Origin of the sequence: Dyadobacter sp. CY323 (assembly GCF_021390245.1) — a bacterium.
Taxonomy (GTDB): Bacteria; Bacteroidota; Bacteroidia; order Cytophagales; family Spirosomataceae; genus Dyadobacter.
This window is the reverse complement of the sequence record NZ_JAJUXH010000007.1, coordinates 161,277-173,215: the sequence shown is the minus strand read 5'-3', so window position 1 is coordinate 173,215 and position 11,939 is coordinate 161,277. Positions and strand designations below refer to the sequence as shown.

Annotated in this window: 13 protein-coding genes; 9 read left to right on the top strand and 4 right to left on the bottom strand. The window is 45.2% G+C overall.

The window, feature by feature from the left end:
* Window positions 1-21 precede the first annotated feature (21 nt).
* The 3 genes from LZG72_RS13670 to LZG72_RS13660 form a co-directional block, all read right to left on the bottom strand.
* On the bottom strand, window positions 22-798 hold the full coding sequence (locus tag LZG72_RS13670) for a LytTR family DNA-binding domain-containing protein (protein ID WP_233873030.1): 777 nt from the start codon (window positions 796-798) through the stop codon (window positions 22-24).
* A gap of 7 nt (window positions 799-805) precedes the next feature.
* The gene (locus tag LZG72_RS13665) at window positions 806-1,909 is read right to left on the bottom strand and encodes a sensor histidine kinase (protein WP_233873027.1); all 1,104 of its coding nucleotides are present in this window, start codon (window positions 1,907-1,909) and stop codon (window positions 806-808) included.
* A gap of 133 nt (window positions 1,910-2,042) precedes the next feature.
* Window positions 2,043-3,086 (bottom strand): sensor histidine kinase, encoded by a 1,044-nt coding sequence (locus LZG72_RS13660; RefSeq protein WP_233873024.1) that lies wholly within the window; start codon window positions 3,084-3,086, stop codon window positions 2,043-2,045.
* Between the two features lie 212 nt (window positions 3,087-3,298).
* Here LZG72_RS13660 and LZG72_RS29460 point away from each other — a divergent pair, with 212 nt between their 5' ends.
* From LZG72_RS29460 to LZG72_RS13625, 8 genes are all read left to right on the top strand, one after another.
* A complete protein-coding gene (locus tag LZG72_RS29460) occupies window positions 3,299-3,553 on the top strand; it encodes a DUF6934 family protein (RefSeq protein ID WP_409017702.1) in 255 nt (84 codons plus the stop codon).
* 34 nt (window positions 3,554-3,587) lie between these two features.
* Complete coding sequence (locus LZG72_RS13655) at window positions 3,588-3,746, top strand: hypothetical protein (protein WP_233873021.1); 159 nt, start codon at window positions 3,588-3,590, stop codon at window positions 3,744-3,746.
* Between the two features lie 139 nt (window positions 3,747-3,885).
* Window positions 3,886-4,344: an NUDIX domain-containing protein gene (locus LZG72_RS13650; RefSeq protein WP_233873018.1), complete on the top strand. Its 459-nt coding sequence runs from the start codon at window positions 3,886-3,888 to the stop codon at window positions 4,342-4,344.
* Window positions 4,345-4,764: 420 nt separating this feature from the next.
* Window positions 4,765-5,238: a hypothetical protein gene (locus LZG72_RS13645; RefSeq protein WP_233873015.1), complete on the top strand. Its 474-nt coding sequence runs from the start codon at window positions 4,765-4,767 to the stop codon at window positions 5,236-5,238.
* A 232-nt stretch (window positions 5,239-5,470) separates the two neighbouring features.
* Complete coding sequence (locus LZG72_RS13640) at window positions 5,471-5,992, top strand: (2Fe-2S)-binding protein (RefSeq protein ID WP_233873012.1); 522 nt, start codon at window positions 5,471-5,473, stop codon at window positions 5,990-5,992.
* A complete protein-coding gene (locus LZG72_RS13635) occupies window positions 5,985-7,004 on the top strand; it encodes a xanthine dehydrogenase family protein subunit M (RefSeq protein ID WP_233873009.1) in 1,020 nt (339 codons plus the stop codon). Before LZG72_RS13640 ends, LZG72_RS13635 begins: the two co-directional genes overlap by 8 nt.
* Window positions 7,005-7,018: 14 nt before the next feature.
* Complete coding sequence (locus LZG72_RS13630) at window positions 7,019-9,256, top strand: xanthine dehydrogenase family protein molybdopterin-binding subunit (RefSeq protein ID WP_233873006.1); 2,238 nt, start codon at window positions 7,019-7,021, stop codon at window positions 9,254-9,256.
* Window positions 9,257-9,344: 88 nt separating this feature from the next.
* Complete coding sequence (locus LZG72_RS13625; RefSeq protein ID WP_233873003.1) at window positions 9,345-10,367, top strand: AI-2E family transporter; 1,023 nt, start codon at window positions 9,345-9,347, stop codon at window positions 10,365-10,367.
* 28 nt (window positions 10,368-10,395) lie between these two features.
* Here the strand turns inward: LZG72_RS13625 and LZG72_RS13620 are convergent, their stop codons facing one another.
* Window positions 10,396-11,001 carry a hypothetical protein gene (locus LZG72_RS13620; protein WP_233873000.1) on the bottom strand — a complete coding sequence of 202 codons (606 nt, stop codon included), beginning with the start codon at window positions 10,999-11,001 and terminating at the stop codon, window positions 10,396-10,398.
* Window positions 11,002-11,107: 106 nt separating this feature from the next.
* Here LZG72_RS13620 and LZG72_RS13615 point away from each other — a divergent pair, with 106 nt between their 5' ends.
* A complete protein-coding gene (locus tag LZG72_RS13615) occupies window positions 11,108-11,893 on the top strand; it encodes a mechanosensitive ion channel family protein (protein ID WP_233872997.1) in 786 nt (261 codons plus the stop codon).
* Window positions 11,894-11,939 lie beyond the last annotated feature (46 nt).

Sequence of the window (11,939 nt, the reverse complement as noted above, 5' to 3'; positions counted from 1 at the left end):
TAAGAAAAAATGGGCGCGATCTTATTTTCCCATCCAATGCTTGAAATCGCTTACTTTTTCCCGGCTTACCAATGCTTCTTTACTATGACCTGGGCGGAGCGTGAGTGCCAGTCTGTTACCAAAATAGGGATCAATTTTATCGACGGCTTTATGAGCAACCATCATACCCCGGTTGATCCTGAAAAAGCGCGACGGGTCGAGTACTTCCGCCAGTTCGTCGAGCGTATAATCCACGAGTAATTTCTGACCAGAATCAGTAATGAAAAAGCTGTACCGATCGTCTGTGAAAAAATAGGAAATGTCGCCAACCTCAACCGAAAGCATTTTTTGACCTTGTTTTACAAGAAACCGCTGCCGGTATTCCACGGCGGGTTTCCGAAATCCTTCCAGCAATTTTCGGATTCCTTCCAGCGAGTCGGCGGCAGGTTGCGCACGGAGGTTTTCATATTTCTGCATACTGCGCTGCAAATCTTCCCGGTGTACCGGTTTCAGCAGGTAATCGATGCTGTTCAGTTTGAAAGCCTGCAAGGCATATTCGTCATAAGACGTCGTGAAAATGATCGTACTGGTAACCTGGATCCGATTAAATATCTCAAAACTCTGCCCGTCGGAAAGTTCGATGTCCAGGAAAATGAGATCCGGATCGGCGTTGTTTTTACGATTTTTTTCGAGCCAATCCACGGTTTCCTCAATGCTGTCGGTTACGCCCGCGACGGTCAGCGACGGAACGGTTTCTGCCAGCAACTTCTTCAACCTGCGCACGGATAAATCTTCGTCTTCAACAATCAGGGCATTCATAATGATATCAGGCAATTAAAGGTAATGTTACTGTGAAAAATTCGTGATTGCTCTCAACAACCGGCTCAGGCAATGTGGGCTGGTATTCGTTGAGGAGCTTGTATTTGGTAATGATATTGATCAGGCCTACGCGCGTGGATTCGAGATGTTCTGCGCCGGCAGTCAATGTCTTTTTTTGAAGATTATTCCGTACCATGAGCTGGTCATTTTCGGTGCTGAGAATGAATATCGTCAAAGGCCGACTGACCCGGATCACATTGTGCTTTACGGCATTTTCAACCAGTAATTGCAGCGTGAGCGGCGGAATCCGGCGCGTCAGGAGATTTTCTTCGACGTGTATATAAAGCTTCATTCCTTCGCCATACCGCGTTTTAAGCAAATGTCCGTACGATTCGATAAATGAAAGTTCTTTTTGAAGGGTAGTGAGCTGGCCGAAGTCACCGTTATCGAACGAAGAATGATTTGTTTGTAATAAATACCGGTACACCCGCGCCATTTCGTCCACAAACTGCTCGGCTTTCTGAGGATTTTCAGCAATGAGAGTCGAAAGGGAATTGAGTGTATTGAACAGAAAATGTGGACTCACCTGCGCTTTCAGACTTTCCAGCTGTCCATTCACATGCTCTTTCATCCATCGCTCTTTATTAACCTCCTGCTGCCTCCACCTCCCGATCGCGTGAAACGATTCCTGGATACCCATTACCAGCACGATCGCCCCCAGATTTACCACATAAATAATGAAAAGCGTGCGAGCCGTAAGTGTGGACCCGAAAAGCTTGAAATGCACATAAAGCCAGGCGCATAATAGTAAGAAAACCGCGGATAAAATGGCGTGCGAGCAAACCGATACGAAGATCCTTTTTACGGTTTCGTCCAGCCCGGAGTAGCGCCGGATGATGGAATCGTTGATGCGGGATTGAATGAAAAAGGTGGTCGTCAGGATTGCTCCGTTGAGCAGAATGCCACCTGTAAAAGTCTTCCAGTTACTGAAAAACGAAGGTCCGATCATCAGGTAGCTAAAAAACGTCAGGAAAACCGGCATGGTCAGTGCATAAGACCATCGGCTTTTCGGACTAATTTCTCCTGAGATATTTTCAAACCATTTTTTCATTTTTCGGTTGATGAACCCGGCATTTCAGCGGCTTTGGATGATCGGTTAATTCAAAAATAGAATAAAGGAATCTACGGCCGTCCCTAATGTTGTATCAACTGTTTTTTTTGAAGTATGAATTGTAGCGAACAGGTTACACGCGCACCGGCTCGGACAACAGGGGCAGGCTCACAATGAAGTTTTCCTCGTTCTGCTCCACGCGGACTTCCCGGTTGCTGAGTTCCTTATATTTGGCTTTGAGGCTTGCCAGTCCCGCGCGCGTCGTCCGGATCGAACGGATTTTGGTTTGCATATTATTTTTAATGGCGATTCGCTGGCTGAATGCAATTTCGATCTCGATCACGAGCGGTTTTCCAGCCGACATTGCATTGTGGTTGATCGCATTGTCCACCAATATCTGCAAAGCCAGCGGCGGAACAAACAAATCGCCCGGACCTGATTCAGGCGCGATGATCTGTAAACTTTTTCCGTACCGAACGTGCAGCAGTCTCGAATAGGTTTGTAGAAAATTCAGTTCAGATTTCAGAGGTATTAGTTCGGTTTTTCCGGCCTGCAGAATATATCGGTAAATCTTGGCAAGATCTTCGACAAAGGTTTCCGCCATATCCTGGTCTTCGCTGATGAGGGAGGAAAGCGTGTTAAGACTATTAAATAAAAAGTGAGGATTAACCTGACCTTTCAATGCATCAAGCTGGGTTTGAAGTGACATGCGTTGTAATTTTTCACTTTCAGCTTCATTCTTTCTCCATTGTTCAAGCGAGTAAAATAAACCCAGCATTGCGCATAGAAATACATCAAAAAAAGCGCCAAGTACCATAATCGGCCAGACCGTATGCCAGGCAAACTGCACCTTCAAACCGGGCGTGATGCTGTAAGCCCATACATCGAAAATCGCCAGCAACATGGTAATGCTTCCAACATAAAACAGCATCACAAGCAAACGTTTGGTTGTTTGATCGACGCCCGGATAATGATTAATAATCCAGCGAACGAGAAGCGTGAGAGTTACAATGGAGAACCAGTAAAGCACAGATACAAGCAGGGACGCAATTATAAATGTGTCGGGATCTGTAAAATAGCCTGAACCGATGAAGTAATAGTTTCCAACTGCAAAAAACACCGGCATCATCGCCAGGTGATACCACCATTCATATTTTGAAAAGAAATCGGGTTTCATGTTTTAAGAGAAGGAAGGTGTTAATGGTTTTTTCAAAAATAAGTATCCCGCACCTGAATCCAAATGGGCGCCGAGAACTTTCGGGATCGCGAGCCGGAAAAGCGCTTCGAAATTGCTGATTTTTGATTTTATCTGAATTCCTTAGTTTTGCCGACTATGAAAATTCCACACTATCAAACTCATCAGGATGATCCCGCTGACTACAAAAAGAAATGTCGCTTTTCGGAATACTTTATTCATATAAATTTTACAGTATTGGTAGAGCAGGAAACTTCGAGCTACGCATCGTCATCAGTAGGTTAAGTACGGCTGTACGAACAAGGTTATATCAACGGGAAATCGCGAAGATTATAGACCTGGTTCCAAGAGAGCTGAAAATAGAAGGTTTGATCAGGGCCGACGATATCGGATTTATGGATTTCAAAAAAGGGATAAACTTTGATGCTTTTTTGTTATCAGCTAAATGATTTGTACATTTCAATATACTTAAAACACGATATTATGTTTTCTTCTATTGCGAAGGATGAAAAAGGCAAGACTCATGCAGACAGAAAGCTTGTCGTAACTCCGATGGATGAAAATGGTTTATCCTTCATCGACCGCAAGACCATCCGAATGGACGAAACTTTAAAAAAGTTTCCCAGGCGTGCTGAAAAATAAACTAAGTACGTTCATATACGGCACGAACTTTCGTGCAGTTTTAACCGGCAATCATTTCTGATCTGTCGGTTTTTGATTTTTATACATTTAATAATTACATCGACCTCGGTATACATGGAGGCTTTTAATCAAAAACAAAATGGCTAGTCAGAGCGCGGGAATTTTAATGTATCGGAAAAAAGAAGAGTTAGAAGTGTTGCTGGTTCATCCGGGCGGACCTTTTTTTGCCAGGAAGGATTTGGGCAGCTGGTCGATACCGAAAGGGATTTATGTGTCCGGCGAAGATGCACTGGACGCAGCAAAACGGGAATTTGAAGAGGAAACCGGATTTAAACCGGAAGGTGATTTTATCGCATTGAAACCGGTAAAATTGAAAAGTGGAAAGGAAGTGAAAGCCTGGGCATGCGAAGGCGACCTGGATGCGTCGGCAATTGTCAGTAATTCATTCGACATTGAATGGCCGCCGCGTTCCGGGAAAAGGCAGACGTTTCCGGAAGTAGACAAAGCCGGTTGGTTCGGATTACAGGTTGCCACACAAAAAATGAATGAAAGGCAGATTCCCTTTCTGGAAGAATTGAAATCGCTTTTAAAATTATGAAGTTTGAAATTTAAATGGGGCACTCTATTCCGCCTATTTGACCACATCAGGCGCAAGATAATTCGTCTTTTTCTTTGAGTTAGTACGCTCGGACTTTTGTGATAGTATGGTCTCATTATTAGTAACTTAGTTATCACTTGTTATGGAGTGTCAATCCGTTTTTACACCGTACAACAATCATCGGCATTGCGGATTTTTATTAAGTGAATTCGGCCCATGTATCGGGAAATTGATGTGATCGGACTGAGGATTTATTATTAAAAGTTGCGCTTATTTTGGGAGCGAATTCAATTCATATATTATGTATTTGAAATTAAACTTAATTACAGCTTCATTTTTTATTGGATAAAAGTTTTAATTAATTGGCATGATTGCTTTATTTGTAAATAATTAAACTAATAATAACCCATCATATCCAATATGAAAGCAAGCGCGATAAAATTCTTTTCTCCGGAGGAGAATGTTGCTGTCACTAAAAAACCAAAAGAACAACCAAAGCCAACCGGTTATATATCCGCCACAGGCAAGTTGGTACTTCCTCCGAAAACGCTTGAAGAATTAGGTATAGAGCCATTAAGCACACGTTTCAGAATTGGTACCCAGCAGGGAAAAAGAACTTTGAAAAATCTTTATCTCATTCCAAGCGCAGATACCGAAGGTACTTTTGGTTTGACAAAAAGTGGTCGTGGATACTCCATTCCGCTCGATATAATCCTCAAAAAAGGCGGCGTCGATTTTGAACAGGCAAAATATACGTTTGACATCACATTGTTTAATTATGAGGAAGGTGTAGTTGGGTACGAACTCGAACTATCAAGCTCAGACTCAAAACCAAAACCAGAGTATACAGGCAAGCCACGTGGCCGCAGGCCAAAAGCTGCCGTTTCGGAATAATAACCGGAAGGGTTTTCCCTTACTCGTTTTTTTAAGTCTTTTATCTAACCAATCTGGCCAATGCGGCAGGTTGGTTTTTTTTATTAATTGCTGCGCACGAAGTGGAAATTCATTTTCACTTTTCGTATATGCGCTAATGGATAATAATAAAGTATCATTTAGCAGGTTAGGGAAAATTGCATTGGCATAATTGTTATAATTATGAACGCATTATTTTACTTCACCATGACCTATGACCACCGACTATCCCGATATGCAGGCTGAAACCGTTGAAAATTTCACCCCTCAAAAAGTGACGCTTACTGTCAACCAAAAGCCCGTTGAACTGGAAGTACTTCCCTGGGTAAGCCTGCTTGACGGGCTGCGTGACTACGCCGGATTGACCGGGACGAAAAAAGGTTGCGATCACGGGCAATGCGGTGCATGTACTGTTCTTTGTGACGGTGAGCGGATATTGAGCTGCCTCACATTAGCTGTGATGAACGATGGTTCCGAAATTACGACCATCGAGGGAATTGCGCAGGAAGGTGAGCTTCATCCGCTGCAAAAGGCATTTATTGAGCATGATGCATTTCAATGCGGCTACTGCACGCCGGGGCAGATTTGTAGTGCGATCGGGATGCTGAATGAGGGAAAAGCAAAATCACGCGAGGAAGTAAAGGAGCTCATGAGCGGTAACCTGTGCCGGTGCGGGGCCAATACCAATATTATCGACGCCATAATGGAAGTTAAAAATCAACTCGCCCATGAATAACTTCAACTACCTCAGAGCGTCGGACGTACAGGATGCAATCAGTCAATCCGCACGTGAGGCAGATGTGAAATACCTTGCGGGAGGTACCAATCTCATTGATTTGATGAAATATAATCTGACCAGAGCGGACATTTTGGTCGATATAAACCGAATTAGCGACCATCGCGAAATTACGGAATTACCGGATGGGGGACTACGTTTAGGGGCATTCGTTAAAAACGCAGCGACGGCCTGGAATCACCTGGTGGAGGAGCATTATCCATTGTTATCGAAAGCAATATTGGCCGGAGCATCTGCGCAGATCAGGAATATGGCCACGAATGGGGGGAATCTGCTGCAGCGTACCCGGTGCTACTATTTTTACGATGCGAATGTTCCGTGTAACAAACGGGAGCCCGGTTCAGGCTGTTCTGCAATAACTGGTTATCAGCGTATTATGGCCATATTGGGCACGACCGAGCATTGCATTGCGGTGTTCCCATCCGATATGTGCGTGGCACTTGCTGCATTGGATGCGGTGGTACAGGTCGAAGGTCCGCAGGGTATGCGAAGCATTCATTTTGCTGATTTTCACCGTCTTCCCGGCGATACGCCGCACATAGACAATAACCTGAAACCGGGCGAAATAATCACGGGAATTGATCTGCCTGCGAAGGGTTTTTCCAAAAACTATTCCTATCTCAAACTGCGTGACCGGAATTCGTATGCATTTGCATTGGTGTCGGTGGCAACCGGCCTGGAACTCGACGGGGAAACGATTACGGACGCCCGGATCGCATTAGGCGGGGTCGCGCACAAACCCTGGCGCGTGGCTGCCGCAGAAGATTTCCTGAAAGGCAAAACCGCATCAGGGGAAAATTTTCGGCAGGCAGCGGAAATCATCGTTCAGGGTGCCGTCGGTTATGAACATAATGCTTTTAAAATCGAATTGGCGAAAAGAGCGATCGTGCGGAATTGCATGATGGCACTTCACCCGGAATCACAGTTGCCCGGCGCTCAGCCTTCGGCCTAAACTTCAACCAAACTATGTCAACAATCCCATCAATCGGGCAGTCCGTAAGTCGTCTTGAAGGAAAATTGAAAGTAACGGGTACGGCAAAATACGCCGGTGACTATCAGGTTCCCGGATTACTTTACGGATATGTCATCAACAGTATCATTACCAAAGGAAAAATTATCCGTTTTGATACCAGCAAAGCCACGGCGCTTCCGGGCGTTATTGCGGTTTTTAATCATACCAACAGACCTTCATTAGCCTGGTTCAGCATGCAGTATACTGATATGGACGCGCCGCCGGGTTCGCCATTCCGGCCACTGCGGGATGAAGAAATTTTATATAACGGACAGCCGATCGGACTTGTGGTGGCAGAGACTTTTGAGCTGGCGCGCTATGCTGCTACGCTCGTGGAAGTGGAGTACGAAACCGAGGCCTTTGAAACAGACCTGCGTAACAACGCATCGGAGGCGCGTTCCCCGAAAATGGGTATGGCTACGATGTTGAAACCATTACCACCACGTCCGAAAGGCAATTTTGAGAAGGCGTTTGAGCAATCATTTGCACAGAGTTCGGGAGAATATTACCACGGTACCGAGCATCACAACCCACTCGAATTGTTTGCAACCACGACTATTTATGAGGGCAAAGGAAAACTGACGATTTATGATAAAACGCAGGGAACGATCAATAGTCAGCTTTACGTGGCCAATATCTTTGGGCTGAAATACAAAAATGTGAGGGTTATTGCACCTTATGTCGGCGGGGCATTTGGTTCGGGTTTGAGGCCTCAGTACCAATTGTTTTTGTCTGTAATGGCGGCGCTGGAACTTAAACGGTCGGTTCTGGTGACGCTGGACCGCAGTCAGATGTTTACGTTCGGCCACCGGCCGCCTACCATTCAGTCTACGCGTTTTGGTGCAGACGAAAATGGGAAGGTAACTGCTCTGAACCACGCGGCCATTGCGGAAACTTCGCGTTTTGAAGATTACACGGAGGTGGTTGTGAACTGGTCGCACATGCTTTATCCGGCGGAAAATACACTAATGCAATATAAATTGGTTGAGTTGGATGTGTTCACTCCGCTTGACATGCGCGCACCGGGCGGATCCACCGGTTTGCATGCAATTGAGAGTACCATGGATGATTTGTCGTACAAGCTGAAAATCGACCCGCTCGAACTCAGGCTTATTAATTATTCCGATACGGATGTGAGCCTGAACCGACCATATAGCAGCAAGGAACTGAGACAATGCTATTTGCATGGCGCTGAAAAGTTTGGCTGGAAGAACCGCAATCCTGAGCCGCGTAGCATGCGTAACGGTAATAAATTGGTAGGTTATGGCATGGCAACCGGGATCTGGGAAGCGAATTCGTTGCCGGCACGTGCCGAAGCGATCATTACACGAGACGGAAAATTACATGTAAACAGCGCGGTGACGGACATCGGTACGGGAACACTGACGGTAATGAGCCAGATCGCCGCGGATGAGCTGGGACTCCGGGTTGAAGATGTTACCTTTTCTTACGGTGATAGTCAAAAGCCGTTTGCGCCGATTCAAGGCGGTTCCTTCACCGTTTCTACGGTAGGCTCGGCCATTAAGGCAGCCGGGTCAGCTTTGCGAAAAAAGCTGTTCAAAATAGCGGTGTCGATGGAAGGCGCCTTGCTGAAAGGACTCGAAATCGAAGATGTCCGGTTTGAAAACGGCTGCATTGTTTTAAAAACAGACCCTTTCACATTCATCTCATTTACGGATATTATCGAAGCCAACGGAGGTACTCCGGTAAAAGTGATCAAGTTTTCAGTACCTAATCTGTTAAAACTAAAAAAGTATTCACGGGCGACACATGCCGCGGCTTTTGTAGAAGTAGAAGTGGATGAGGAACTTGGAATTATTAATGTCACCCGCGCCCTGACCGCCGTCGCAGCGGGAAGGATTATTAATCCCAAAACGGCGCGCAGCCAGATCCTCGGCGGAATGGTTTGGAGTATCAGCAAAGCATTGCGGGAAGAGACTATCAACGATTCGCTGCTTGGAAAATACATGAACCAGAACCTCTCGGAATACCACATTCCGGTACATGCGGATATCCACGATCTGGACGTGATTTTCGTCGAGGAAAAGGATGATATAGTGAATGAACTAGGTACAAAAGGTGTCGGCGAAATCGGGCTGGTAGGAATGCCACCCGCGATAGCCAATGCGGTTTACCATGCGACGGGAAAGAGAATAAACCAGTTTCCGATCCATTTCGATTATTTGTTGTAAGGCGGGTACATTACTGGACAAAAGTATAGCGTTGACCGTTTGGTATAAAAATAGTGGTGGTAGTTTTACAAAACCTAAAACTCCCCACATGAATTCAGATTTTAACAACAGACTCAGACAGGTTTTTTATCTCGTTGTGGTTATCTCCCTGGCCATTCTGGTTTTCAGGCAGCTCTACACCTTCTTTCCCGGATTTCTGGGCGCGCTTACCTTATACATTCTGTGTCGCAGATACTACTTTTATCTTACTCTCAAAAGGCACTGGAACAAGAGTCTGACGGCGTTGCTTTTTATGGCTTTGTTCATGGCTTGCATTGTTGCGCCCGTTTATTTTTCGTTACAAATGGCTTATACCAAAGTCGCTGCCGTGGCGAAAGAACCTGAGCAGGTAAATCAGGCATTGGATGCTATTTCTGCACAGATTAAGGATTGGACCGGGCAGGATCTGATCACAAACGAGGCGACAGCCAACATCCGGAAAAAAGCGGCCAGCTTCATCCCCCGCATTCTAAACAGTTCGGCGACCATGCTCGGCAACCTGCTCATGATCCTTTTCCTGGCGTATTTTATGTTTAAAAACGGCCAGAGCCTGGAAAAGAATTTGCAAAAGGCTATCCCGCTGAAAACCAGGAATATCAATCTGCTGTCTGACGAAATCATCAGCATGGTACGTGCCAATGCGCTGGGGGTACCATTAATTTCCGTCATTCAGGGCATCGTGGCGGTGCTCGGGTACTGGGCTTTCGGGATAAAGGATTTTTTACTGCTAGGAATGGTCACCGGAATCTTCGCTTTTTTTCCGGTGATAGGAACCGCTTTAATCTGGATACCTCTGGTTATTTTTCTTTTCTCCACCGGCGAATCCGGGAAAGCGATCGGACTGCTCATTTATAGCGTGGTGGTGATCGGTAACATTGACTATGTGGCGCGGATTACTTTTCTTAAAAAAGTGGGTGATGTACACCCGGTAACCACGATTTTAGGTTTGATAGCCGGCTTGAAACTGTTTGGTTTCTGGGGATTTATCTTCGGTCCGTTGCTGATCAGCCTGATTTTGGTTTTATTCAAAATTTACAAAAGCGAGTTTGCCACAGAACCGAAAGAAGCATAAAAAAGCCGGAATCACTTCCGGCCTTTTGCTAAATCGCTGTATCATTTTTAGAATCGATCTTATAATCGGCGAATGCATTTTTTTCATCCGACCATTTATAAACGATCTTTTTGAAACGGAGATCATTGACGATCTCCTGAATGTTATTGGTAAATGCCTTCTGAGATTTTTTAGCCTCAAACATTTCACCTGAAATCATGAGTACGTCTTTGTGGTCTCCTGAAAGCGCAATGTCGATATGCTGCGTGGCTAAAACTTCTTTTTTCGACTCGACATATGCGTTTCGCAGCTCGGGAAATTCGCGGCCCTGGACTTTCACCATTTTCTTTTTCAGTTCTTCACGCTTGGTCGCGATCTCCTTGTCCTTGCTGCTTTTAACCTCATCATAAAGTGCATGGTTTGATTTGTGCCACGACAACCGTGTCGCAATATCAGCTTCATTATGGGTCACGGCCAATTCCTGATCAATGTCAATGATCTTGTTATCAATAAACAAAGTCATGTTTTTATTGGAGGAAATGTCGACTTCCTTCGGTTTAAAGAAGTGTATTCCCAGGCCAACTGCGGCTACCAGCAGAAGCAGATACACGATAATACGGCCAATTCTCCCTTTTTTTCTATGGTCATCTTCCATCTTAAAATTCGATTTTGTTTCTGATTTATTTTCAAAAAATATGCCACCATTGGAACAGAATTTTTTCAGAGAAAGGAATATTTGAATAAATCCCTTTTTTACAAAAATGAAATTGAGTCAATTTTACAACCAGGTTTATGCCTGGATGCTTCGTACCGGCCCCTCGTTTTTATTAGGTGCAGGCGTTCTAATTATCGGCTTTTGGCTGATCCGCATCCTTTCGAGATACATGCATGCGCACATGTTCAGGAAGAAAATCGATCCGTCGCTTACGCCGTTCTTGCTGAGTCTCACGATCACTACTCTCCGCATTCTGCTCCTCATCTCTGTGATGCAGATCGTAGGTATTCAAATGACGGTTTTTGCAGCATTAGTGGGCGCAATCGGCGTTGCTGCGGGTCTTGCATTGTCAGGGACACTGCAAAATTTCACGAGTGGTGTGCTGATCCTGATCCTGAAACCATTTCAGGTCGGGGATAATATTATAGCGCAGGGGCAGGAGGGCACTGTCCAGGCAATCAAAATTTTCTATACGATCGTCAATACGTTCGACAATCGCATGGTTGTTATCCCAAACAGCAAGTTATCGAATGAGGTGATCATCAACGTGAGCGGAACGGGAAGCAGAAGGCTGGATGTGGAGATGAAATTCAACAATAGTATCGATTTCAAAGAAGTCAGGCGAACGATAAACAATGTCCTTGATGATGCTCAAAATGCCCTGAAAATCCCCGAACGCAGGATCGGGATCTCATCCATCGAGCCCGACGGGTACAAAGTAATGGTAAACGTATGGCTCAACGCCCACGGATTTGTGGATACAAAAATGGAGATTCAGGAGCAGATCATGACAGGCATTAAGGAATCCGGATTGAAGTTGCCGGGACTTTAATCAGAATCCTGCAGGCATTTCATTTTAAATTTTGTTTCTTTGTTTT